Genomic DNA, 23,003 nt, shown 5'->3' with positions numbered 1-23,003 from the left:
CGGCGGTGGCGTCGTTCGTAGCGGTCACCGTGGACTCGGCCACCCAAGTGTTCACGGTCGGGGCGATGCCCACCGCCGTCACCCAGCTGGCGCCGGCCTCAGCGAACGACAACCGGCTGCCCGAGGTCGGCCAGGTCACCACCTAACGTTCGTGGCCGCGTAACCAGGCCGCGTAGTCACCGACGGCCGCGTCAAGAGTGAAGCGCGGCCGGAACCCGGTGTCGGCGCGCAGCCGACCAACGTCTAGCGCCGCGGCGTGAACTGGCCGGTCGCCCGAAGCCAGTTCGGCCGCGGCGCCGGGCACGACGCGCGCGATCGCCGCCGCGACCTCGCGGTTGGTGGTGAGAATGCCACTGCCCACATTGTACGTTCGATGCCGCAGCCCCGCCCCCGTCGCCAGCAAGGCCAATGCGCGACCGGCGTCCTTCGCGTAGAGCATGTCGACCGCGTCGTCGGCGCACAGGCCTACCGGCGCAGGTCCACTTCGGACCGCCGCGTGCATCAGTTGCGGTGCACCGAAGAACGGCGACGGTGTCCGGCCCAGCGGCCCCCCAGATCGCGCCGATCCGCGCGCAGACCAGCGGTAGCCCGTCGAGCGCACCGGCGACCACCTCGGTCACCTTCTTCGCGGCCGGGATCGCGTGCGGGCTCGCCAGCGGCAGCGGCAGGTCCTCGCGAAACACACCATCGGGCACGCCTGCGTAGACCCCGATCGTGCTGGCCAGCACGACCCGCTGCACGTCCCACTCCTGCGCCACCCGCAGCACATTGAACAGTGACAGCGTGTCGGCCCACAACTTGTCGAGCACCGGACCGGCATCGAGCCCAGCGGCGGCGAGGTGGACGATGCCCGTCACCTGGTGGCGCGCACCCACGGCGCGCAGGCTGTCGAGATCGGTGCAGTCGACCCGGACTGCCAAAGGCCCCGCCCGGCGCTGCCCGAGCAGCACGTCGGCGCCGAGGTCGCGCAGCGCCGCGGCCGTATGTGAACCGATGAACCCGAGACCACCGGTAAGCAGAATCATCGTGAGCTCCAGAGCAGATGTCGTTAGCCAGCTAACGACCACCATAGCCGCCAGGTCATTAGCCGGCAAACGACCGATAAGCTGGGGCCGTGACCGACGTGATCCGGCTGCTCACCCGCGCGCAGAAGCTGCTGAGCGCGGCCACCGACGACGCGATGCGCCCGCACGGCGTGCGGATCGGCCAGAACCTGCTGCTCGAGGCGCTCTGGCAGGACGACGGCCTCACCCCCGGCGACCTGGCGGCGAGAATGGGCGTCACGACGCCGACGGTGGTCAACACGGCCGCCCGGATGGAGGCGGCCGGCCTGCTCGACCGCCGCCCCGACCCGCACGACGGCCGCCTCGTCCGCCTCTACCTGACGCCCTTGGCCCGCGCGGCCCAGCAACCGATCGAGGACGCCCGCCGCCGCATCGCCGACCACGCGCTGGCGACCCTCACCCCGACCGAGCTACACCGCCTCACCAGAGCGCTGGAAAAGATCGTCAAACAGATGAGCCCCTAGGGACGCAGGAACTCGAAGTGTTCGCGGCCGACGACCACCGGGTTGGTCAGCTCGCCCACCTCGTCGATCGTGATGGTGACGACGTCGCCCTCGCGCAGGGTGAAGTCGAGCGCCGGGGCCAGGCCCGTGCCGGTCGAGAGGACCGCGCCGGCCGGGAAGTTGTCGGCCTTGAACAGGTAGTCGACCAGGTCCGCGAACGGGCGCTTGAGGCGGGCCGTCGACGTCGTGCCGGTCCACACGGCGACGCCGTCGCGGGTGACCCGCACCGCGACCGGCAGGTCGGATCCGTCGACCTCCCACGCCGGGCGGATGCCGGCCGACAGGGCGCACGCGCCGGCGTACACCTTGGCCTGAGGTAGGTAGAGGGGGTTTTCGCCCTCGATCGAGCGCGAGCTCATGTCATTGGAGACCAGGTAGCCCGCGATCTCGCCGAACCGGTTGACGACCAGGGCCAGCTCCGGCTCGGGCACGTCGAGCCCGGAGTCGGCGCGGATCGCGACCGGCTCGCCGTCGACCACGACCCGCCAGGCGGCCGACTTGAAGAACAGCTCGGGGCGGGCGGCGTCGTACACCCGGCCGTAGATGTCGGCCTCGCTGCTCTCCTCCATCCGCGCCTCGCGCGAGCGCAGATAGGTGACCCCGGCGGCCCACACCTCGGTGGCGCCGTCGACAGGTGCCAGCAGCCGGGCGTCGTCGACGACGTCGCCCGGCTCCGACGTCAGCGCTTGAATGTCGGCCAGGCGTGCGCCGAGCAGCGCCGCGACGGAGGCCACCGGCAGTGATCGGACCACCCCGTCGGTGCGGACGCCCACGCGAGGGGTGGCGTCGTCGGCCCGGCGATAACGAACAATGTGCATGACCGCGAGGGTACGGCTAGCCGGCGTCGACCGCCTCGGCGGAGATCTCCCACAGCCGGGCCGCGTTGGCCGGATCGATCGCGTAGGGCGCGACGCCGCCGGTGCCGCCCGGCTGGTGCAGGCCGGCCTCGTGGCAGTCTTCGAAGTAGCGGCCCGACACGCCGGCGAGTGATGGTGCGGTCGCCACGTAGACCGACGTCGCCGCACCCTGCTCGGGACTCTTCCAGCCGTTGCCCGCCCGGGCGCGCTCGTCGAGCGCGGCGAGTTCCTCCGCCGACAGGTTGCGCTGGAGGTTGCCGCGCACGCCGCCGGGGTTGACCGCGTCGGCGGTGACGCCGTCGTGCGCCCAGCGCCGCGCCGCCTCGACCACGAACAGGATGTTGGCCGTCTTGGACTGGTCGTAGGCGGCCTGCGGGTCGTACCCCCGCTGCTCGAAGTTGAGGTCGTCGAAGTCGACCTCGGCCCGCAGGTGTGCCGCGGAGGTGACCTCGACGACCCGCGCCCCGTCGGCCGCGACCATCGCCGGTTGCAGCGCGGTGGCCAGCGCGAAGTGGCCGAGGTGGTTGGTGCCGAACTGGAGCTCCCAGCCCTGCGCCGTGCGCGACTCCGGCGGCCGCATCACCGCGGCGTTGTTGACCAGGATGTGCAACGGCCCCCGCCAGCGGTCGGCGAACTCGCGCACCGACTCGAGGTCGGCCAGGTCGAGCCGCTCGGCGGTGAACCCAGCGGTCCGCTTCGGGTCACGCACCGCGATGGTGACCTCGGCGCCCGCGGCGGCCAGCGCCCGCGCGGTCTCCCGGCCGATGCCCGAGGAGCCGCCGGTGACCACCGCACGCTGCCCGCGGAGGTCGATGCCCGCCACCACCTCGGCCGCCGTGGACCGCGCGTCGAAAGCCATCATCTCGACTTCCCCGGCCTCGGGGATCGAAACCGGTAGGGCAGGCCCTACCCGGGGGACGCCCGCCGGCCGGGTGTCCATCGAGAGGGCTTTCGACCAGGCTTGAATCCATGATCAGCAGCCCCATCCCGCGCCTCGCCGCCGGCACGCTCGGCCGCCACAAGGGTGTCTACGCCGGCACCTTCGTCGCCGCCATCCTCGCCATCGCCCTGCTCGCCGCCGGCGGCACCCTGCTCTTCTCGGTGCTGACCGCGAAGCCGACCGCCAACCGGTTCGCGGCCGCCGACGTCGTGGTGTCCGGTGCCCGTGCCGTGGAGGCGACCAGCGTCAAGCAGAAGAAGAAGGGCAAGACCAAGAGCAAGACCAAATCCGAGCGACTGACCGGCGCGGGTACGCTGCCCGCCGACCTGGCCGGCAAGCTCGCCGCGCTCCCGGGTGTCGACGCGGCCGTGCCGGACGCGGCGTTCCCGGTGCGGGTCACCGTGGACGGTCGCCCGGTCCTCGGCGCCGACGACGCCCCGGTGATCGGGCACGGCTGGGCCTCGGCGACGCTGGCGCCGTTCACCCTGCGGGACGGTGCGGCGCCGGGGCGGGACTCGGTGGTGGTCGACGCGGACGTGGCCGGCCGGGCCGCGCTGGCGGTCGGTGACGAGTTGACCGTGACCACGAAGACCGGCGACCACCGGCTGACCGTGGCCGGCATCGCCGCGGAGCACCTGGCCGGTCAGGCCGCGCTGTTCGTCTCCGACGGCGCCGTCGAGGCCGTTTCGGGGCTGACCGGGCCGACCGCCATCGCAGTGCGCACGAGGGATGCCGCGGCGTTCGAGGCCGCGGCGGCACCGTTGGTCGCTGGCGCTCCGATGTGGACCGGTGTCGACCGGGTGCGGGCCGACCTGCCCGGCGCGCTGCCCGACTACATCGGCCCGATCTCGGTGTTCGGCATCCTGATCGGCGTCACCGCGTTCGCGGCGGTGTTCGTGCTGGTCGGCACCGTCGCCCTGGCGGTGCGGCAGCGGTTGCGGGAACTCGCCCTGCTGCGCGCCGTCGGCGCCACGCCCGGCCAGTTGCGGCGCCTGGTCGGCGTCGAGGCGGTGCTGCTCGCGGTGCTCTCGGCGGTCCCGGGCCTGCCCCTGGGCATGCTGATCGCCCACCTGATCGCGGGCCGCTTCCGGGACCTGGGCGTGGTGCCGCCGCAGTTCGTCGTGGTGCTCTCTCCCATCGTGCTGCTCCTGGCAGCGTTCGCCGGGCTGGTCCTCACCTTCGTCGCCGCGCGGCTGGCGGCCCGGCGGGCAGCCCGGATCGCGCCGGCACAGGCACTGACCGAGGCGGCGCTGGCACCGGCCGGCGGCGGCGTCCTGCGCACGGTGATCGCGGTGCTGACCGCCGGCGGTGCGGTCGCGGTGCTCGGTTTCGTCCCCCTCGGCGGCAACCTCGGCCTCGGCATGAGCTTCGTGGCCAGCGCGCTGCTGGTCTGCGCGGTCGCGGCCGGCGCGCCGCTGCTGGTGCGGCCGCTGACCGCCATCGCCGGCCGGCTGGCCCGGCTCGGCGGCGCGTCCGCCTGGCTGGCCGGCACCAACTCGCGGGCCCAGGCCCGTCGGGTCGCCGCCGTCGCGGTGCCGCTGGTGCTGCTGTTCGGCATCACCGCGACGATGCTGCTGACCGGGAAGCTGAGCGAGAACGTGGTGGCGAAGGAGAGCGCCGCCCGCAATGCCGCCGCGACCGTGCGGGTCGGCGATCCTGGGGGCCTCTCCCCCGCGGCGGCCCGCGAACTCGCCGCGACACCCGGCGTCAGCGGCGCGGCCATGACGATCCCGACCCGGGTGATCGCGGTCAGCGGCGGAAAGCCCGAGGACTACCCGGCCCAGGGCCTGGCGACGACCGGCAAGCCGGTCCTCGACCTGGCAGTGCGATCCGGTGCCCTGAGCGCTGAAGGCACGGCGCCGCCAGCCGGCACCCAGGGCGGCAACGACACCGCCGCGCCCAACGACCCGCCAACCGTGCCCGGCGGCGCCCAGGACGGCAACGACACCGCCGCGCCCAACGACTCGCCAGCCGTGCCCGGCGGCGCCCAGGGCGGTAAGGACACCGCCGCGCCCAACGATTCGCCAGCCGTGCCCGGCGCCGGGGTGGGCGACGGCACGTTCGCGGCCAGCGGTTCGCTGGCGACGGCTCAGGACTGGGCGGTGGGCGACGACGTGAAGCTGTGGTTGGCCGACGGCACCGCGACCACCCTGCGGTTGACGGCGATCTACGAGCGGGCCCGCGGCTTCGGCGACCTGGTGCTGCCCGCCGCGCTGGTCGCCGCGCACGACCCGCGCGGCCTGGTCTCCGCGGTCTACCTGCACACCGACGACCCGGCCGTCGCAAACAAGATCCGCGCCGGCTGGCCCGCCGCGACCACCCCCAAGGCCGGCGACGCGTCCACCCAGCAGGCCGCGTGGGAGCTGCTGGTCGCCATCGCACTGGTCTTCACCGCGGTCGCGGTGGTCAACACGTTCGCGATCGCCACGGTGGGCCGCCGGACCGAGTACGCCACCCTGCGCCTCACCGGTGCCACGGTCGCCCAGGTCCGCCGGATGGCCACCATCGAGGCCGGCATCGCGGTCGCGGTAGCGCTGTTCTGGGGCGTGCTGGTCACGTCGATCGTGCTGGGCGCCTTCGGCCTGGCCCAGGACGGCGGCCTGCATCTGATCGTCGACCCACTGCGCTACGCCGCCCTGGTCGGCACGGTGGTCGTCCTCGGCGTGCTGGCCGGCGCGGTGCCGATCCGGGCCGTGGTCCGCGGCCGCTGACCGCCGAGCGGCGACCCGGTCCGCGCACGCGGACCGGGTCGCCGCACCGTCACCAGCCGACGGCCACCAGCAGCCACTGCGGGTTGCCGTGCGAGATGAACGAGGACTGTTCGGCGTAGTCGTCGTACGGGAACCCGTACGCCTTGCCCCCGATCGCCCGGTCGTGCCAGAACTTGGCGTAGTAGTTGGCCGGCGGGGCCTGGTAGAACAGCGCCGGGTTGGACCACGACGACTGCGGCAGGTGTGCCACGTGCCGGTTCAGCGCGGCGCAGCCGCCGGCGTTGTTGGCCAGCGGGCCGGCACAGCCGAAGATGTCCGATGTGGACGCGGCCAGGCCGTTCTGCGACGCGTACGCCGTCATGTAGTTCTGGTATTGGCCCCCGGCACGGAATTGCGGCGAGTTGCCGGGTGACGGGATCCGGTAGGGCGCCTGGATGTCGGCGAGGTGCTTGAACTCCGCCGGCATCGCGTCGGCGAAGCGCTGGAACGTCACCGCGCGGTCCTCGGCGAACGTCGCCTCCGTCTCGCCGACCGAGGCGTCGTAGCCGTCGCGGGCGTGCAGCCGCATCGCGAGTTTCAGCGCGAACGCGTCGACCCGGGTGGTGTTGCCGTTGAACACCGCCGGCCCGACCGTGAACTCGATGAAGTCGTTGTATTGGCTGGTCGGCGAACCGAGGTAGAAATACATCCGGCCGGCGGTGTTGGCCGGCATGTCGAAGTAGGGCTGCTCGGCGATCGAGTGCACCTGGCCGTTGTAGCTCCAGTAGACCTGGCTGTCGGGGTAGCGGCCGTTGGTGCGGTTGAGCACCTTGACCATGACCACGTTCTGCGCGGCCGGGATCGTGGTGGTGTCACCCCAGAAGCCACCGGTCGGCGGCGGGTTCGTGGTCGGTGGCGGCGTCGGTCCACCACCGGTGGTACGCACGACGAACTCCCACAGCGAGTAGCCGTAGGCGGTGGCCCGCGCGGTGCCGTTCATCCGCACGTAGCGCCCCGAACCGGAGACGGCGAGGGTCTGGGTGCCGCCGGTGCCGGTCGTGGTCGAGTAGACGGTCGTCCAGGGACCATCGGGCCCGGCGGAAACCTGGACCTGGAAGGAGCGGGCGTACGCCGCTTCCCACTGGAGCACCACCTGGCAGAGCGTCTGGGTGCTGCCGAGGTCGACGCGCAGCCACTGCGGGTCGGCGAACAGGCTCGACCAACGGGTGCCGGCGTTGCCGTCGAAGGCCGCGGCGGCGCCCAGTGTCGCGTTCTCAGCTGACGACGCGGCCGCCGGCCGGTTGAGGGCGGCGTTGCCGGAACAGCCCGATGGGTCGTTGACCACGCCGTAGACCTGGAACTCCCAGAGCGAATAGCCGTAGGCCGTGCCGCGCGCGGTGCCGTTCATCCGCACGTAGCGGCCGGTGCCGGTCACGGTCAGCGTCTGGGTGCCGCCGGCACCGGTGGTGGTCGAGTAGATGGTCGTCCAGGGACCGCCGGCGGCACCGGCGACCTGGATCTGGAAGGAGCGGGCGTAGGCCGCCTCCCACTGGAGCACGACCTGGCCGACCGAGGTCGTGGCGCCGAGGTCGACCTGGATCCACTGTGGGTCGCCGAACGCGCTCGACCAGCGGGTTCCGGGGTTTCCGTCGACGGCCGCCGACGCCGGCGAGGCGGCGTTCTCGGTGGACGAGGCGGTGGCCGGCTTGCCCTGGGAGACCAGGACCAGTGCGGCGTCGGCGCGCGACCGGGTGGTCACGACGAACAGCGCGGTGATGAGGGTGACCGCGGCGAGCACGGCGAGTGCTGCGCGGCGGCGGGACAGGGCAACGGGCATCGCGACTCCTGCGGGGACGGAAGCAGGGTGAGAGAGCGCTCTCACGCGGAGACATTCGTCCCGCCGGGCGAGCTTGTCAAGAACCAATTCGACTACGGCGGATATTCGTGTCCTTGACTCCGTGCCGGGTGACCGCGAAGCTGTGGGAGAGCGCTCTCCAAATCGTCCGTCCCCGTATTGGAGTGCCAGATGCCCGCACCACCCCGTCGCCGGCTGCTCGTCGCCGGCGCGATCCTCACGCTGCTCGTCGCCGGCGGCTCCGCCGCCGTCTCGTCACCCGCCGCGGCCGCCGGGCCGTTGATCTCGCAGGGCAAGACGGCCACCGCCTCGTCGGCGGAGAACGCCGGCACCGCCGCCTCGGCCGCCGTCGACGGCAACGCCGGCACCCGCTGGTCGAGCGCCTTCACCGATCCACAATGGCTCCAGGTCGACCTGGGCGGCACCGCCGCGGTCGACCAGGTCGAGCTGGTCTGGGAGACCGCCGCCGCGCGGGCGTTCCAGATCCAGGTCGCCGCCGCGGCCGGCGGGCCGTGGACCACGATCTACTCGACCACCACCGGCGCCGGTGGCACGCAGACCCTCGCGGTGTCCGGCTCAGGGCGCTACGTCCGGATGTACGGCACCGCCCGGACCACCGGCTACGGCTACTCGCTCTGGGAGTTCCGGGTCTTCGGGACGATCGGAGGCGGTGGTGGCCCCACCGATCCGCCGCCGCCAACGGGCACCCCGATCTCCGCGTTCAAGCCGGTCAACGCGTCGTCGTTCGAGGGCGGCAACGCGCCCGGCGCGGCGGTCGACGGGCGCACCACCACCCGCTGGTCGAGCCAATTCGCCGATCCACAGTGGATGAGCATCGACTTCGGCGGCGTCGCGACCATCAACCAGGTGGTGCTCAACTGGGAGTCCGCGTACGCCAGCGCCTATCGCCTGGAAACCTCGAACGACGGGGTGGGGTGGACGCCGATCTACACCACGGCGGCCGGCCGCGGCGGCATCGAACGGCTCGCGGTCGCCGGCACCGGCCGTTACCTGCGCCTCTACGGCACGGCCCGGGCCACCGGCTACGGCTACTCGCTCTGGGAGTTCCAGGTCTTCGGCACGGTGGACACGAGCGCAAGCACCCCGCCGCTGCTCTCCGGGCCGACCCGGCCTCCGGCGACCACCGGCCAGTTCGCGCTGAACGCGCCGGCCGACGCGGCCATGGTCACCACCACCCGCCGTCCGGCCCTGTCCTGGGCGGCGGTCGGTGGCGCGGTCCGCTACCAGGTCTGGATCAACGTGAGCCGGACCGACTACGACTTCGCGGCGACCGGCAACCTGATCGACCTCTACACGAAGGTCGCCGAGCCGACCGGCACGTCCTACACGCCGAGCTGGGACCTGGCCGACCGGTGGACCTACAAGTGGTATGTGGTGGCGGTGCCGGGCTCGGGCGCGACCAGCACCTCGGCGATCCGCCGCTTCAGCGTCTACGTGCCGACCCTGGAGACGGTCGCCGACGGGATCAACATCGTCGCCGGGGCCCGCGATCTCGACCGCAACGGCACGATCTCGCCGTATGAGGACTGGCGCCAGCCGGTCGAGACGCGGGTCAACGACCTCATGGGCCGGATGACGGCCGAGGAGAAGGCCTACCAGATGTTCTACAACGCGCAGGCCTTCCCGCGCTCGGGCTGGCACTTCGGCCCGGCCGGCGCGCAGGACCTGCACAACACCCTGCTGGCTTCGGCCGGCACCCGGCTGGGCATCCCGTTCGTCTCGGCCGGCGACACGATCCACGGCTACCAGACCACGTACCCGACCCAGAGCGCCCTGGCCGCGGCGAAGGACTACGCGCTCGACTACAAGCTCGGCGACATGCAGCGCCGGGAGCAACTCGAGGTCGGCACCCGCGGGGTGCTCGGCCCGCTCGCCGAGGTCGGCACGAAGGTGCTCTACCCGCGCATCCAGGAGGGCAACGGCGAGAACGCTGTTGTCGCCGCGGCACAGGTGCGGGCGCTGGTGGCCGGGTTGCAGGGTGGGCCCGAGCTCAACCCGCGCTCGGTGCTCGCGACCGTCAAGCACTGGCCGGGCGAGGGCGCCGGCGGCGAGGCCCTGATCGTCTACGACGGGGTCACGATCAAATACCACATGATCCCGTTCCGGGCCGCGATGGAGGCGGGTGCGGTCAACATCATGCCTGGGTACGCCGGTTCGTCCCTACTGGACCCCGGTGGCCCTGGTGCCGGTGACAGCGCGCCGATTCTCGCGTACCTCCGGCAGAATCTGGGTTATCAAGGTCTGATCACGACCGACTGGCTGCCCTCGGGCTCCTGGATCGGCGCGGCGAAGGCCGGCTCCGACGTGATGGGCGGCGCCGACCCCGGCGCGGTCGGCTTCACCATCGCGGGCTTCACGGCCGGCGTGCCGGCGGCCCGGATCGACGACGCCGTCCGCCGGGTGCTGCGGATCAAGTTCCAGCTCGGCCTCTTCGAGAACCCCTACGGCGATCCCGCCAACGGTCCCTACCGGATGCACACGCCGGCCTACACCGCGCTGGCCAACCAGGCCTCACGCGAGGCGATGACCCTGCTCAAGAACGACGGCGCGGTGCTGCCGCTTCGGCTGAACGCCGGGGACACCGTCGTGGTCGCCGGCCCGCGGGCCACCGACACCTCCGCCTGCTGCATCTGGACGAGCTACTTCCACCAGGAGTACGGGTCGCAGACGATGCTCCAGGCCATCCAGGCCCGGGGTGCGCAGGCCGGGGTCAACGTGGTCAGCGGTGACGCGCCGTCACCCAAGGTGGCGATCGTCGCGGTCGGCGAGGGCTCCTACACGCACGCGACCCAGTGGGTGAAGGAGCAGCCCTACCTGCCGCCGGACCAGGTGGCGCTGATCCAGAACTTCCGCGCCCGGGGCATCCCGGTGGTGGTCGCACTGGTCATGCCGCGCCCCTACGTGATCACCGACTGGCACGACCAGGCCAACGCGATCGTCGTCACCTACCGCGGCGGCGAGGAGATGGGTCCGGCCCTGGCCAGCCTGCTCTTCGGTGACTACGCACCAACGGGCAAGCTGCCCTGGCAGTTGCCGCGCAGCCTGGCCGACGTGCTGCGACCCGGCGGCACGGATGTGCTGGCCGACGCCACCGAGGCCTGGGACCTGCCCTACGACCTGGGCGCCACCGCGGCACAGCGCACGACGCTGCGGTCCCAGATCGACGCCGGCCAGCAGCCGACGCCGACGGGTAACCCGCTCTACCAGTACGGAGCCGGAAGGAGCGGCTTCTAGGGCTTCTTCGTTTCCGTGATCGCGAGATTGTGGCCGTCAGGGTCGCGGAAGAAGCTCATCCACAGCTCGCCCTGATCGTCGCGGTGCACCACATGCGGCTCGTCGAGGAACCTGACCCCTTCCTCGACGAGCCGCTCCCGCTCGGCGACGAGGTCGACGACGTCGAAGTAGAGCGTCACCCGGCTGGCGAACGCCTCGGACTCGGGCACGCCGAGGTAGAGCCGGACGTCGCCGCTCTGGAAGAACGCCATCGACTGGCCCGGCACGTCGAACAGGAACGGCACCCCGAGCACATCCCGGTAGAACCGCACGGACCGCTCGAGATCGCTGACACTGACGTGGATCTGCGAAACCGCACCGACAGTCATGTGCCCAGCTCACCAGCCACACCGGACGCGCGCAAGCGCTCAGTGCAGCGACCCGCTGCGCTTGTTCGCCGGGTCGCCCGCCAGGCAGGTGACACCGCGGTCGCCCGCCCCCCAGGCGAGGATGTCGGGATAGAGGTAGTTGATCTCGATGTGCTCGTCGTCGACGAAGCCGGGCGCGTAGTCCTCGAACGCGTCGAAACATTGCGGTGAGATCTCCTGGTCGATCTCGTCCAGGTGCGGATACTCCGACCACTCCCGCATCCGCAGCGTCGCGAACACCTCGGCCTCGTGTGGCTGAGCACAGTCGACGACCATCACCTTGCCGATCAGGGCGCGGTCGTTGAACTCGTTGACACACTGGCCGCGGCTCAGTTCGATGACCTCGGCCCGGTCGCGGTCGGCCTTGATCTCGTCTTCGCCGTGCCAGAACAGGAACCCGCACCCGAGCAGGACGACGCCGACAAGCACGCCGAGGGCCACCCGCGCCGAGCTGACCGACGGGCCGCTCACCAGGTCGTCGCCGTCGGCGTTGCCGCCACGCCGCCAGCGGGCCAGACCGCGACGCGGCGGCGGGGTGGGGTCGAACATGCTCGGTGTCGGATCGCTCACGAGCGCCGACCCTAGGCGCCCCCGACGGCTAGTGGATCATCTAAATAGATCAACAATGCGGCCGGGGCGACAACCGATCGGTCAACGGTGCGATTTCCCGCACTCCGCCGCAAACCGGCCGTGGAGGTCCCGGCGGATCTCCCGGTGCGGTCCTGGGCCGTTAGCATCCTTGCGGTTACCGGGGAGGGTGGACACATGCGGCCGGAGATTCCCTATCGCGTGATCGGGCGATTGGGCACCTGCGACATCGGCACGGTCTGGCTGGCCGTCGACGACTTCGAGCATCAGGTCACCGTCGCGGTGCTCAACGAGGCGGTCGCCGCCGACCAGCAATGGCGAGACGCCTTCGCCGCCAGCACCACCGTGTCGACCGAGCCCGAGCAGCGCACCGGGTTTCTCCAGGCCGACTTCACCACGACCGAGCCGTGGGTGGCCTACCCGGGCGAGCAGGACCCGGGCGCCGAGCGCGTGTTCATCGCGCTCGGCCGCGACTACCGGTCCGACGCGCCGAAGGAGGTCTCCTACGACGACGAGCCGCCGGAGATCACCAGCCCGGCTCCCTACCAGGTCGAGCCGGCCACGCCGTTCGACGCCGGGCCCGACCCGTTCTCCTCGCCGGGCCGGCGGATCGTGCCGTCGACCCCGAAGAAGCGCCGGCCGCGCGGGCTGCTGGTGGGCATCGCCGTCGGCGTGGTCCTCCTGCTGGCCGCCGGCGGTGTCGTGTTCGCGGTCGTCAACGGCGGCGGCGGCGATCCCGACCCGACGCCCAGCACGGGCGGCACGGTCGCCGCGTCGCAGCCGACGACCGAGCCCGTGCACCCGGGCCTCGAACCGCCGCGGCCGGGCGACTGGCCCAACAAGTGGCCGGTGTTCGGGCCGACCAACCCGGTCCGTCCGGTCAACCTCGACGGTCTCGGCTTCACGCTGACCCTGCCCGCCCGCTGGGAGTGCGTCGCGGCCGCGGTCAGCCCGGGCAACGCCCGTTACAACTGTGGCCGCAACACCGACAACGGGCAGATCGGCGGCGAGCTCACCGTTCGCGCCTGCACCCCGGTGTGCGACGAGGCGCATCGCGACGAACTCCGCAAGGTCGAGGAGGCGTGGGGCGCCCAGTGGCGCTACGCCGGCGCCAACGCGACGCTCGCCGAGACGCTGACCCTCGACGGCGCCGACCGCTACGGGCTCGTCGTCATCGGCTACTGGGCCAGCACCCCGGGCAGCGCCATCGACCGGCAGCTCGTCCTGCGGATGACCGCGCCGCCCAACTGGGTCGACGACATCCGGCGGGTCGCCAACGGCGTACGCGATTCGACGAAGTTCTGACCGGTGCCATCGGGGCATCGACCCCTGTGGCAGACTCGCTCCGCGCGAGGCAGGCTCGCGTTCCACGGGGCTCGGGAGTTCGTCATGCCGTCCGGCACTTCGCAGGCGCACGTCGCGGCGCCGGCCGGCGAGCAGGCCGACGACCTGCGGGCCTGGCTGCGCGATCCCTGGCCGCCACTCGCGATCGGCCTGCTCGTGGCCACTGTCGCGGTCGGCCCGATCGCGCTGTTGCCGGCCGACAGCCCGATCTACTCCGGCATCGCCAACCTGCGCCCGACCGTCCACACCTACACGGTCGGGGTGGCGGCCGCGGTCGCCGTGTTCGCCTGGCGCGCGCCCCGCGCTGTCGGCCGCGCGCTGCTGCTGTTCGCCCCCTTCGTGGTCTGGCTGGCCGCGCTCGGCCTGTGGGCCTGGCCGCGGTCCGCGCTGACCGTCTCCGGGCTGATCGCCTTCGTCATGGGCATCGCCGCGTTCGCGGTCGGCGCGGCGGCCGGCCGGCTGCGCGCACCGCTGTGCTGGGCCCTCGCCGGCGTCGCCTGGCTGCAACTGCTCGCGGTCGGGCTCGCCGCGGTCGGCCTCCCGCTGCGCCGGGTCGAGGGCGCGCAGGCCCTCGACGTGCTCGGCCGCGCGACCGGCCTGACCGCACACCCCGGCGAGCTGTCCAAAGTGCTGTTCTTCTGCGGCCTGGCGGTCCTCGCCCTGCCGCAGCACAGCCGCTGGCAACGGTGGGCGACCTGGCTGACGCTCGGCGCGGTGTTCGTCGGCGTCTGGCTCACCCAGAGCCGCACCGTGCTGGTCGCCGTGGTGGCGCTGGTCGCCGGCTGCGTGCTGCTGGAGTCGATCGCCGCCGGCCGCTGGCAGCGACGCCAACTCGCCGTGGTCGGCATGACCGCGGCCCTGGGCGCGCTGTCGTTGCCCTGGTTGATCGCTCGCTTCGCCTCGGATCCGGGCGGCGGTGCCCGCGGCCACGTCGCCGCCGTCGCGTTCGACGCGATCGGCGACCACCCGTGGGCCGGCGTCGGCCCCAACGGCTACGTCGACGTGGTCGGCGAGACCGACCGGCTCACCCAGACCGGCGTGCCCGTGCACAACATGTTCCTGCTCACCGCGGCCGAGACCGGCATCGCCGGCGCGCTGCTGTTCTGGGCGCCGGTGTGTGCGGTGCTCGTGCTGGCCGCGGTCCGGGCCTGGCGAAGTCGCGGCGCCGACCTGCCGGCGCGGGTGCTGGTCAGCGCGACCCCCGGCATCCTGCTGATCGGGATGACCGGGTGGGGCCTGATGCAGGGGCCCTACCTGCTGCTGTTCCTGCTCGTGGTGGGCTTCTTCGGCGGCTGGCTGCGCTCCGATGACCGCTGACACCGCGCGCCGCCCGTCGCTGACGGTCGCGTCCGGACTGCTCGGCCTCTCCAGCATCGCCAGCCGGCTGACCACCCTGGTGGTGATGGCGCTGCTGGCCCGCGGCGCCGGTGCCGAGGCGGTCGGCTACTACGGCCTGGCCACGCTCAGCGCCTCGTTCACCGCGGCCGCGCTCTCCTTCGGCCTGGTCACCCACCTCACCCGCGAGGCCGCCGCCGGTCAGATCGCGCCCGACGAGGTGGCCCGACTGCACGCCGGCCGGTTGGCCCTGCTCGGCCTCGCCGTGCTGGCCGCGTGGCCGATCACCAGCGTCGCCGTCTCCCCCGCCCTGCGCGGCGCGTTCCTGTTGTTCTTCGCGGCGAGCCTGCTCGAGCAGTGGAACGAGACAGGCTGGGTGCTGGTCCGCGGCACCCGCCGGGCCTGGCGGGAGGCCGCCGTCAACGGGGGTACCGGAGCCCTGCTGGTCGCCGCCTGCGCGGTCGCCGCCACCCGGGGCGGGCTCACCCTGGACCGCGCCGCCGTGCTGGTGTTGGCCGCCGCCGGGCTGCGTTCGGTGGTGGCGCTGCTGGCGACCGGCGCCTGGCGGGTCCGCCCGGCCCGGGTCGACGTGCGGACGCGGCTGCGCGCCTCGCTGCCCTACTTCGCCGCCGACCTGCTCGGGCTCATCTACTTCCGGGGCGACGTGTTCGTGCTCGCCCTGTTCGTCACCGCGGCCGAGGTCGGCTCCTACGTCTCGGCCGCCAGCATCGTCGGGCCCGCGGTGCAGGTCGCCGCCTCGATGGGCGTGGGCGCGCTGGCGTACGCGGCACGCCGGGGCCTGGCCGGCGACGCCGCCGAGCCGCTCACCATCTACCGATTCTTCCGGCTTGCCGGAAACCTCGCCGCCGGCGCGCTGTTCATCGCCCTCCCCCTCGGCGTGACCATCCTGTTCGGATCGGCGCCCGACGTCGTCGCGCTCAGCGCGGTGCTCGGCCTGTTCCTGGCGCTGCGGTTCGCCAACTACGGCCTGTCGGCGATCCTGCTCGCCGAAGGACGCGCCGGTGGCCGGCTGCTCGTGCTGGTCTACAGCATCGGCGGCAACCTGCTGCTCAACCTGCTCCTCGACGGCCGCTACGGCTCGGCCGGCGCGGCCTGGTCCACCGTGCTCACCGAGCTGATCGTGGCGACGTCGATGCTCTGGTTCATCCGCGACCGCGGCCTGGTCCGCCCGGTGCTGGCCGGTGTCGGCATGGTCGCCGCCGCGGCGGCGGTGCTGGTCGGTGTCGGCAGGTTCGGGCAGACACCGGCGGTGCTGGCGACCGGCGCTCTGCTCTTGGTGCTGGCCGCCGGGCAGGCACTGCGCGGGCGCGGTGCCCGCATCCTCACTCCCGCGGAGGTGCGATGAGGATCGGCATCGCCGGTTGGTTCGGCTCCGACAACCTCGGCGACGAACTGCTGCTGCACGCGTTGATGGGCAGCGCACGCGCGGCCGCACCCGCCGCGAGCTTCGTCGTGCTCTGCCCCGAACCGGCGCGGGTGACGGCCCTGCACGGCGTCGACGCGATCCACCTGCCGACACTGCGCGCGAAGGGCTCCGCCAACCGGCAGGGCGTGGTGACCCGCGCCCTGCGCGGGTGTGACCTGCTGCTACTCGGCCCGGGCACGGTCTTCCAGGAGCGCTCCCCCAATCTGCCGTGGCCGGGCACGCTGCCGATGTTCGCCCGGATCGTCGCGATGGCCCGGCTCGCCGGCACACCGGTCGCCGTGGCGGGTGCCGGGGTGCGCGAGGGCGGCACGGTCGCCGGCCGCCGCCTGCTCCGGGTGATCGGCGCGGGCTGCGCCTCGGTCGGGGTCCGCGACGCGCGCAGCGCCGGCTACTTCGGCCGGTCGGCACGGGTGATCGGCGACCTCGCCTACACGCTGGCCCTTCCGGACCGGCCTGCGGTCACCGGCGACCGGTTCGCGGTCTCGATGCGCCCGCTCGCCCCGGCCGTCGAAGGGCCGCTGCTGGCCGCGCTCTCGGGCGCGACCGGCGCGCTCGCCACCGACGGCTGGTCCGGGGCGTTCCTGCCGATGGCGTACGGGCGGGGCGCGCAGGGCGAGGACGACGCCGTGCACGCCCGCGCGCTGCCCGACCTCGCCGACGCGGTGGCCAACCCGCTGGAGGGTGGCGGTCCGTTCGGGCCCGCCCTCGACGACTGGCTGCGCCGGCTCGGTGCGCACCGACTGGTGCTCGGCGTGCGCCTGCACGCGGTGCTGCTCGCGGTCGCGATGGGCGTGCCGACGGTGGCGATCGCCTACGAGCGGAAGGTCCACGACGCGTTCGTCGACCTCGGCCTCGAGCGCTACGTCGTCGGCACCGGCGTCGACGCGGGCACCCTGCACCGCACGGCCCGCGCCGCCGTCGACGACGCGGACACGTTCGCGGTGGCGGCGAAGCGGCTCGCCGAGCAGGGCGCGGTCGCGAAGGCGTTCGTCGCCGGGGTGGTGGCCGGGTGAGGGTGCTGCTGCTGTCGCCGTTCGCGCCACACCTCGACCACGACCACGCGGCCGTCGACACGGTGGTCAAGCTCGTGCCCCGGCTGGCGGCGAAGACCGACCTGTTCGTCTACTCGCCGCAGGTGACGCGGGCCGCCGAGCACCAGGGCTACACGCTGTTGCCCGGCGCGACGCCTTCGGGCCGGGCCACCGACCGGCTGGGCGCGAAGCCCGGCTGGCTGCGGCAGGCCTGGCCCCGGCAGGCCACCCGCGACGTGATCGGGCTGATCGCCCGGCTGCGGCCGGACGTGGTGCACGCCGAATACCTGCAAACCGCCGAGGTGGTCGGGCGGGTGCCGCATACCGTGCTGGGGCTGCACGACATCACCACCGACGTGATGGCCGAGTCGGTCCGGGCGGCGTCCGGCCCGGCCCGCGCCTACCGGCTGGCCGAGCTGGCCAGGACCCGGCGGTTCGAGCGCGCGGCGATCCGCGCGGCCGGCGCCGTGGTCACCCTCTCGCCCACCGACCGCGACACGGTCGCGGCCGACAACCCGCGGGTGGTGCTCGCCCCGCCCGGCATCGACGTGCCGGCTGAGCCGTGGCGCCCGCCGGTCCCGGATGCGCCGCCCCGGCTGGTGTTCTGCGGTGCGATGTGGCGGCGGGCCAACGCGCTGGTCGCCGCGCACCTGGTCGAGCGGGTCATGCCGCTGGTCTGGCTCGCCCACCCGGCGGCGGAGCTGCGGATCGTCGGGGCCCGGCCCAGCCCGGCGGTGACGGCGCTGGCCGGCCCGCGGGTGACCGTCACCGGCACCGTGCCGGACCTGGCAGCCGAACTGCGCGCCTCGCACGCCGCGCTGGTGCCATCGGTCCTGGGCGGTGGGGTCCTGCTCAAGGTGTTGCACGCGATGGCGCTCGGGCTGCCGGTGATCACCTCGCCGGCGCCGGCCGCGGCGGTCGGCGGCCCGCTCTACGTCGGCGCCACCGCGGACGAACTCGCCGCACACGTCGACGCCGTGCTCACCGATCCGCCGGGTGCCGCCATCCGGGGTGCCGCCGGGCGCGCGCACGTGGCCGCGCGGTTCCGTTGGGACGACACGGTCGCCGGCTATCTCGACGCCTACGCCACGGCGGCCGGGCGATGAGGGTCGCCGCGCTGGTCGTCGCGCACAACTCGGCCCGCGACCTGCCGGCAAGCCTGGGCAGCCTGGCTGGCCTGCCGCTGGACCGGATCGTGGTCGCCGACAACGCGTCCACCGACGACAGTGCCGCGGTGGCGGCGTGCTACACGCCGCACGTGCTGCGCCGGGCCAACGACGGCTTCGGCGCCGGCGTCAACGCGGCGGCCGCGAGCGCACCCGATGCCGACGCCTACCTGCTGTTCAACCCGGACGCCCGGATCGCGCCCGACGACTTCGCGACGCTGGTCGCGGCGCTCGACGGCGGTTTCGGCGCGGTGGCGCCGCGGATGCGCTACCCCGACGGCGGTTTCGGTGTGTCGGGCGGGTCGGCGCCGTCGATGACGAAGGAGTGGATCGCGGCGCTGCGCCTCGACGAGGCCGTGCCCGCGGGCGTCAAGCGGCGGCTGGCCGGGTCGGCGACACTACGCCGGGCGGTGCCGATGCTCTCCTACCTCGACGTCGCGCCGAGCGCGGAAACCCGCACGGTCGACTGGGTATCCGGGTTCTGCATGCTGGTCCGTGGCGCGGCGTTCCGCGCGGTCGGCGGCTTCGACGAGCGCTTCTTCCTCTACTTCGAAGACGTCGACCTGTGCGTCCGGCTGCGCGCGGCCGGGTGGCCGGTCGGCGCCGTCGGCGGCAGCGTCGCCGATCACCGGGAGAGCACCAGCACGGCCGCGGTCGGCAAGCGACGCGTCTACCGCGACGGCATGACCGTCTACTTCGGACTGCACGGCGGCCGGACCGAGCGGCTGGCCGCCCGCGCCCTGCGGAGGTTCCCCGGATGAAGATCCTGTTCGTCGCGCCCTGGATTCCGGCCGGCGTGCGGCCGCGCAGCCACACCATCCTCGAGTTGCTGGCCGAGGAGCACGAGGTGCGCTTCCTCGGCCTGGTGCACGACGCCGCCGAGGTCGCGCTCGCCGGCAAACTGCCGGTCGCCGACCCCGTGCTGGTCGCGAACCCCCGGTGGGCCCGGCTCGCCCGCAGCGCGCGGTCGCTGGTCGCCGGCCAGTCGCTACAGACCGGGTACGCGGACCCGCGGGGCCTGCGAGCGGCGCTGCACAGCACGTTGGCGGACTGGCGGCCGGACGCCGTGCACCTCAACGTGTTCCGCACCGCACACCTGGTAGAGGCGTGTGGCGACACCCCGGTGGTGATCGACCTCGACGAGTTCCGCAGTGAGTACTACGCCCAACTCGCCGCGACCGGCCCGAATCCGCTCTGGCGCGGGCTCGGCCGGGTCGAACAGCGCCGGATGCGGGCGCGCGAGGACGACCTGGTCGACCGTCGGGTGCCGATCATCGTCTCCGCGCCCGGCGACGACCGTCCCGGCACCTACGTCGTGCGCAGCCCCTGCGACTTCCCGCGCCGGGCGGCCGAGCCGGACGGTTCGCCGGAGGTGCTCTTCGTCGGGCGGCTCAGCTACGAGGCCAACGTCGTCGGGCTGCGCTGGTTCCTCGACGAGTGCTGGCCCGGCATCCGGGCGGCGGTGCCCGACGCGCGGCTGACCATCGTCGGCTCCGAGCCGCCCGCCTCGATCATGGCGCGGGCCGGCGACGGGGTCACCGTGCACGCCGACGTGCCCGACGTCGAGCCCTACTACGCCCGCGCGACGGTCGCGATCGCGCCGATCTTCCGCGGCACCGGCGTGCAGCTCAAGCTGATCCAGGCCCTGTCGGCCGGGGTGCCGACGGTGACCACGCCGACCGTCGCCGACCGGGCCGGCGTGCGCGACGGCGAACACGTGCGGGTCGCGCAGACGCCGGCCGGCTGGGTCGCCGCGGTGGCCGAGGTGCTGACCACGCCGGCGCTGGCCAGGCACCTCGCCGACGCGGGTCGCGAGTGGGTGGTCGCGCACCACGGCCGGGCCGCGGTGCGGGCCCAGCTCGCCGTGCCTTATTCCACACTGTCCGGGCCCGGTTCCCGCCCCGCCCCGTCATCGCATACATTGACGTGATGTCCGGCGGGGTGGCGCTTTTGTTGCGGCGCGCCGGTTTCGGCCCGACCGCAGCCGAGCTGGCCGCGGCGAAAGGCGCCGGCTACGAGGCGACGGTGAAGGCCCTGTTCCAACCGGCCGCGCCCGATGTCGGTGCGTCCGCGACCCCGATACCGTCGCTGCCCCGCGACCCCTACAGCGGGCTGACCAACCCGTCGGCGCAGCAGCGGGCGCGCGCCGACCGGGCCCGCGAGGAGCAGACCGCGCAGCTCACCCGCTGGTGGCTCGACCGGCTCACCGCCGCCGACCACCAGGCGCGGGAGAAGCTGATCTGGTTCTGGCACGGGCACTGGGCCACCTCGATCCGCAAGGTGATCCGCCCGACGCTGATGCTGCGCCAGCACCGCACGTTGCGGGAAAGCGAAGACTTCCGGGCCATGGCACACGCGATGGTCCGCGACCCGGCGCTGATCTACTGGCTCGACGGGCAGCTCAACGACCGGCAGGCGGCCAACGAAAACCTGGGCCGCGAGCTGATGGAGCTGTTCCTGCTGGGCATCGGCAGCTACACCGAGCGTGACGTCAAAGAGGCCGGCCGGGCGCTCACCGGCTGGAAGATCGAATACGACGACGTCCGGGCCCGCCTGTCGAGCACCGCGCACGACCCCCGCCGCAAGACGATCCTCGGCGTGAGCCGGGCGTTCGACGCCGACTCGCTGGTCGACTTCCTGCTCGGCCGCGACGAGTGCCCGCGGTTCATCGCGGCCCGGCTTTGGCATCGCTACGGCGCCTCCGAGGAGCCGATCCCGGCCGCGACGAGTGCGGCGGTGGCGGCGAAGTTCCCTGACCCGGCCGCGATGCTGGCCGCGCTCTTCCTCGACGACGCGTTCCAGGCCAGCGCCGGCAAGCAGGTCAAACAGCCGGTCGAGTGGCTCGTCGGCGCGGCCCGACAGCTCGGTCTGCGGCCCGGCAACTGGGACGAGGAGACGCTGCAGAAGGTGCTCTACAGCCTCGACCGCCTCGGCCAGGTGCCGTTCGCGCCGCCCAGCGTCGGGGGTTGGCCTTCCGGCGGATCGTGGCTCACGCCCGGCACCGCCCAGGTGCGGGTCGGCGTCGCCGACCGGCTCGCGAGCATGGTGCAGGTCGGCGCGCTGACGCCGGAGTCGCTGGCCGGCCTGCTCGGCGTCGAGACCTGGACCGACCGCACCTACACGGCGCTCAAGGGCGTGAGCGACGTCCGCCGGCTGCTGACGCTGGGGCTGGTCAGCCCGGAATACCTGGTGACGTGATGGCCCGCCTACCCCGCCTTCCGCGGCTACCCCAGCGGCTTCCCGGGCCGGACGACCCGTTGCTCGACTCGATGAGCCGGCGCCGCTTCCTGCGTGCGTCCGGCGTGATCGGCGCCAGCGCGCTCGCCGCCGGCGCCGCCGGCTTCGGCATCGGCGAACTGCTGTCCACGTCGACGCCGGCCAGCCGGGAGGAGGCCAAGACCCGGTCCAAGCTGGTCGTCGTCACGCTCTACGGCGGCAACGACGGGCTCAACACCGTCATCCCCTACGCCGACCCGGCCTACTACAAGGCCCGCCCGGAGCTGGCCTACAAACCGGAGCGGGTGCTGCCGCTCGACACCGCGCTGGCGCTCAACCCGATGCTGCCCAGCCTGCACCGGCTCTGGCAGAGCAAGCGGCTCGCGGTCGTCGCCGGCGTCGGCTACGCCCGGCCGGACCGCAGCCACTTCCGGTCGATGGACATCTGGCAGACCGCCAACCCGCTGCGCCCGGTCCGCACCGGGTGGGTCGGGCGCTGGCTCGACGGCACGGCCGCGCCGGTCGAGGCCGCGGTCAGCTTCGAATCGGTGTTGCCGCCCCTGCTGGTCGGCGAAACCCGCTCCGGCGCGTGCATCAGCGTCGGCGGGCTCACGCTGCCGTCCGGGCTGACCAGCGGCATGATCGGCGCACTCGGGCAACCCCAGGCCGGCGAGTCGGCCTTGCAGGCGCGTGCCGCCGTCTCCTACGCCGATCTGGTCAAGATGGACACCATGGTCCGCGACGCGTCGTCGTCGAGCAGTTCCCCGACGGCGGAGGCCGAGCACCTGCCGGGCACCGCGACCGGCGGCGCGAGCTCGCTGGGCGCGCAGCTCGCGTTGGTCGCCCGCTGCGTCGAGGCCGGCGTGCCGACCTCGGTCTACTCGGTCAGCCTCGGCGGTTTCGACACGCACGCCGAGGAGCGGGCCGGGCACGAGATGCTGCTGCGCGAGCTCGACACGGCGCTGGCGTCGTTCGTCGACCGGATGGCCGCGTCACCGGCGGGCCAGAAGGTCTCGGTCCTGGTCTACAGCGAGTTCGGTCGGCGGGTGCGGGCCAACGCCTCCGACGGCACCGACCACGGCACGGCCGGGCCGGTGTTCGTGCTCGGCCCGCAGGTGGCCGGCGGCCTTTACGGTGAGCAGCCCAGCCTCAAGGATCTCGACGACGGAGATCTGAAGTGGACGACGGATTTCCGCGACGTGCTGGGCTCGGCGCTGGCCACGGTGCTCGCCGCCGAGCCGGCCCGCTATCTCGACGGCTACCAGCCCACGCTGCTGCCGATCTTTCCCGCGGCGTGACCGCCGC

At 73.2% G+C, this 23,003-nt stretch carries 19 protein-coding genes; 13 read left to right on the top strand and 6 right to left on the bottom strand.

Features of this window, described 5'->3' with window-relative positions; all coding sequences use genetic code 11:
• Positions 1-5 precede the first annotated feature (5 nt).
• On the top strand, positions 6-146 hold the full coding sequence (locus DFJ67_RS42990; RefSeq protein WP_170216071.1) for a hypothetical protein: 141 nt from the start codon (positions 6-8) through the stop codon (positions 144-146).
• A 45-nt stretch (positions 147-191) separates the two neighbouring features.
• Here DFJ67_RS42990 and DFJ67_RS31495 read toward each other — a convergent pair whose 3' ends face one another.
• Positions 192-1,025 (bottom strand): NAD-dependent epimerase/dehydratase family protein, encoded by an 834-nt coding sequence (locus DFJ67_RS31495; RefSeq protein ID WP_211333977.1) that lies wholly within the window; start codon positions 1,023-1,025, stop codon positions 192-194.
• An 89-nt stretch (positions 1,026-1,114) separates the two neighbouring features.
• On the opposite strand from DFJ67_RS31495, the gene DFJ67_RS31490 reads away from it, so the two are divergent.
• Entirely contained in the window at positions 1,115-1,528 is a 414-nt protein-coding gene (locus tag DFJ67_RS31490; protein ID WP_116071741.1) for a MarR family winged helix-turn-helix transcriptional regulator, read from the top strand.
• Here DFJ67_RS31490 and DFJ67_RS31485 read toward each other — a convergent pair.
• A complete protein-coding gene (locus DFJ67_RS31485) occupies positions 1,525-2,385 on the bottom strand; it encodes a fumarylacetoacetate hydrolase family protein (protein WP_116071740.1) in 861 nt (286 codons plus the stop codon). The two genes, DFJ67_RS31490 and DFJ67_RS31485, sit on opposite strands and share 4 nt — an antisense overlap.
• Before the next feature lie 16 nt (positions 2,386-2,401).
• Positions 2,402-3,286, bottom strand: a complete 885-nt coding sequence (locus tag DFJ67_RS31480; protein WP_116071738.1) for an SDR family NAD(P)-dependent oxidoreductase — start codon at positions 3,284-3,286, stop codon at positions 2,402-2,404.
• A 107-nt stretch (positions 3,287-3,393) separates the two neighbouring features.
• Between DFJ67_RS31480 and DFJ67_RS31475 the strand changes: the two genes are divergently transcribed.
• A complete protein-coding gene (locus DFJ67_RS31475; protein ID WP_239097517.1) occupies positions 3,394-6,075 on the top strand; it encodes an ABC transporter permease in 2,682 nt (893 codons plus the stop codon).
• 49 nt (positions 6,076-6,124) lie between these two features.
• Here DFJ67_RS31475 and DFJ67_RS31470 read toward each other — a convergent pair whose 3' ends face one another.
• The gene (locus tag DFJ67_RS31470) at positions 6,125-7,891 is read right to left on the bottom strand and encodes a discoidin domain-containing protein (RefSeq protein WP_116071736.1); all 1,767 of its coding nucleotides are present in this window, start codon (positions 7,889-7,891) and stop codon (positions 6,125-6,127) included.
• A 189-nt stretch (positions 7,892-8,080) separates the two neighbouring features.
• Here DFJ67_RS31470 and DFJ67_RS31465 point away from each other — a divergent pair, with 189 nt between their 5' ends.
• Positions 8,081-11,164 carry a discoidin domain-containing protein gene (locus DFJ67_RS31465; RefSeq protein ID WP_116071734.1) on the top strand — a complete coding sequence of 1,028 codons (3,084 nt, stop codon included), beginning with the start codon at positions 8,081-8,083 and terminating at the stop codon, positions 11,162-11,164.
• Here DFJ67_RS31465 and DFJ67_RS31460 read toward each other — a convergent pair.
• Both DFJ67_RS31460 and DFJ67_RS31455 read right to left on the bottom strand, forming a co-directional pair.
• Positions 11,161-11,532: a VOC family protein gene (locus DFJ67_RS31460; RefSeq protein ID WP_116071732.1), complete on the bottom strand. Its 372-nt coding sequence runs from the start codon at positions 11,530-11,532 to the stop codon at positions 11,161-11,163. The genes DFJ67_RS31465 and DFJ67_RS31460 overlap by 4 nt on opposite strands.
• Positions 11,533-11,571: 39 nt before the next feature.
• Positions 11,572-12,141 carry a septum formation family protein gene (locus DFJ67_RS31455; RefSeq protein WP_116071730.1) on the bottom strand — a complete coding sequence of 190 codons (570 nt, stop codon included), beginning with the start codon at positions 12,139-12,141 and terminating at the stop codon, positions 11,572-11,574.
• A gap of 195 nt (positions 12,142-12,336) precedes the next feature.
• Between DFJ67_RS31455 and DFJ67_RS31450 the strand changes: the two genes are divergently transcribed.
• The 9 genes from DFJ67_RS31450 (at position 12,337) to DFJ67_RS31410 (ending at position 22,996) form a co-directional block, all read left to right on the top strand.
• Complete coding sequence (locus DFJ67_RS31450) at positions 12,337-13,464, top strand: hypothetical protein (protein ID WP_116071728.1); 1,128 nt, start codon at positions 12,337-12,339, stop codon at positions 13,462-13,464.
• Between the two features lie 84 nt (positions 13,465-13,548).
• On the top strand, positions 13,549-14,820 hold the full coding sequence (locus DFJ67_RS31445; protein ID WP_116071726.1) for an O-antigen ligase family protein: 1,272 nt from the start codon (positions 13,549-13,551) through the stop codon (positions 14,818-14,820).
• On the top strand, positions 14,810-16,204 hold the full coding sequence (locus tag DFJ67_RS31440) for a lipopolysaccharide biosynthesis protein (RefSeq protein ID WP_116071724.1): 1,395 nt from the start codon (positions 14,810-14,812) through the stop codon (positions 16,202-16,204). The genes DFJ67_RS31445 and DFJ67_RS31440 overlap by 11 nt, the downstream gene beginning before the upstream one ends.
• Positions 16,201-17,298 (top strand): polysaccharide pyruvyl transferase family protein, encoded by a 1,098-nt coding sequence (locus DFJ67_RS31435; protein ID WP_116071722.1) that lies wholly within the window; start codon positions 16,201-16,203, stop codon positions 17,296-17,298. The genes DFJ67_RS31440 and DFJ67_RS31435 overlap by 4 nt, the downstream gene beginning before the upstream one ends.
• A complete protein-coding gene (locus tag DFJ67_RS31430; RefSeq protein WP_147315673.1) occupies positions 17,295-18,422 on the top strand; it encodes a glycosyltransferase family 4 protein in 1,128 nt (375 codons plus the stop codon). The genes DFJ67_RS31435 and DFJ67_RS31430 overlap by 4 nt, the downstream gene beginning before the upstream one ends.
• Positions 18,419-19,243 carry a glycosyltransferase family 2 protein gene (locus DFJ67_RS31425; protein WP_116071718.1) on the top strand — a complete coding sequence of 275 codons (825 nt, stop codon included), beginning with the start codon at positions 18,419-18,421 and terminating at the stop codon, positions 19,241-19,243. The genes DFJ67_RS31430 and DFJ67_RS31425 overlap by 4 nt, the downstream gene beginning before the upstream one ends.
• Positions 19,240-20,412 carry a glycosyltransferase gene (locus tag DFJ67_RS43410; protein ID WP_203784212.1) on the top strand — a complete coding sequence of 391 codons (1,173 nt, stop codon included), beginning with the start codon at positions 19,240-19,242 and terminating at the stop codon, positions 20,410-20,412. The genes DFJ67_RS31425 and DFJ67_RS43410 overlap by 4 nt, the downstream gene beginning before the upstream one ends.
• Positions 20,412-21,680, top strand: a complete 1,269-nt coding sequence (locus DFJ67_RS31415) for a DUF1800 domain-containing protein (RefSeq protein ID WP_116071716.1) — start codon at positions 20,412-20,414, stop codon at positions 21,678-21,680. Before DFJ67_RS43410 ends, DFJ67_RS31415 begins: the two co-directional genes overlap by 1 nt.
• The gene (locus DFJ67_RS31410) at positions 21,680-22,996 is read left to right on the top strand and encodes a DUF1501 domain-containing protein (protein WP_116071714.1); all 1,317 of its coding nucleotides are present in this window, start codon (positions 21,680-21,682) and stop codon (positions 22,994-22,996) included. The genes DFJ67_RS31415 and DFJ67_RS31410 overlap by 1 nt, the downstream gene beginning before the upstream one ends.
• Positions 22,997-23,003: the final 7 nt, after the last annotated feature.

This window comes from Asanoa ferruginea, from assembly GCF_003387075.1.
In the GTDB taxonomy this organism is placed as follows: Bacteria; Actinomycetota; Actinomycetes; order Mycobacteriales; family Micromonosporaceae; genus Asanoa; species Asanoa ferruginea.
The sequence above is the reverse complement of the archived record's forward strand: the minus strand, read 5'-3'. Positions and strand labels throughout refer to the sequence as shown.

Coding starts and splice junctions, on each gene's coding strand:
- DFJ67_RS43410 (WP_203784212.1), top strand. CDS start 19,240: ATGAAGATCCTGTTCGTCGCGCCCTGGATTCCGGCCGGCGTGCGGCCG.
- DFJ67_RS31425 (WP_116071718.1), top strand. CDS start 18,419: ATGAGGGTCGCCGCGCTGGTCGTCGCGCACAACTCGGCCCGCGACCTG.
- DFJ67_RS31450 (WP_116071728.1), top strand. CDS start 12,337: ATGCGGCCGGAGATTCCCTATCGCGTGATCGGGCGATTGGGCACCTGC.
- DFJ67_RS31475 (WP_239097517.1), top strand. CDS start 3,394: ATGATCAGCAGCCCCATCCCGCGCCTCGCCGCCGGCACGCTCGGCCGC.
- DFJ67_RS31465 (WP_116071734.1), top strand. CDS start 8,081: ATGCCCGCACCACCCCGTCGCCGGCTGCTCGTCGCCGGCGCGATCCTC.
- DFJ67_RS31415 (WP_116071716.1), top strand. CDS start 20,412: ATGTCCGGCGGGGTGGCGCTTTTGTTGCGGCGCGCCGGTTTCGGCCCG.
- DFJ67_RS31495 (WP_211333977.1), bottom strand. CDS start 1,025: ATGATTCTGCTTACCGGTGGTCTCGGGTTCATCGGTTCACATACGGCC.
- DFJ67_RS31440 (WP_116071724.1), top strand. CDS start 14,810: ATGACCGCTGACACCGCGCGCCGCCCGTCGCTGACGGTCGCGTCCGGA.
- DFJ67_RS31470 (WP_116071736.1), bottom strand. CDS start 7,891: ATGCCCGTTGCCCTGTCCCGCCGCCGCGCAGCACTCGCCGTGCTCGCC.
- DFJ67_RS31445 (WP_116071726.1), top strand. CDS start 13,549: ATGCCGTCCGGCACTTCGCAGGCGCACGTCGCGGCGCCGGCCGGCGAG.
- DFJ67_RS31435 (WP_116071722.1), top strand. CDS start 16,201: ATGAGGATCGGCATCGCCGGTTGGTTCGGCTCCGACAACCTCGGCGAC.
- DFJ67_RS31485 (WP_116071740.1), bottom strand. CDS start 2,385: ATGCACATTGTTCGTTATCGCCGGGCCGACGACGCCACCCCTCGCGTG.
- DFJ67_RS31460 (WP_116071732.1), bottom strand. CDS start 11,532: ATGACTGTCGGTGCGGTTTCGCAGATCCACGTCAGTGTCAGCGATCTC.
- DFJ67_RS31480 (WP_116071738.1), bottom strand. CDS start 3,286: ATGATGGCTTTCGACGCGCGGTCCACGGCGGCCGAGGTGGTGGCGGGC.
- DFJ67_RS31410 (WP_116071714.1), top strand. CDS start 21,680: ATGGCCCGCCTACCCCGCCTTCCGCGGCTACCCCAGCGGCTTCCCGGG.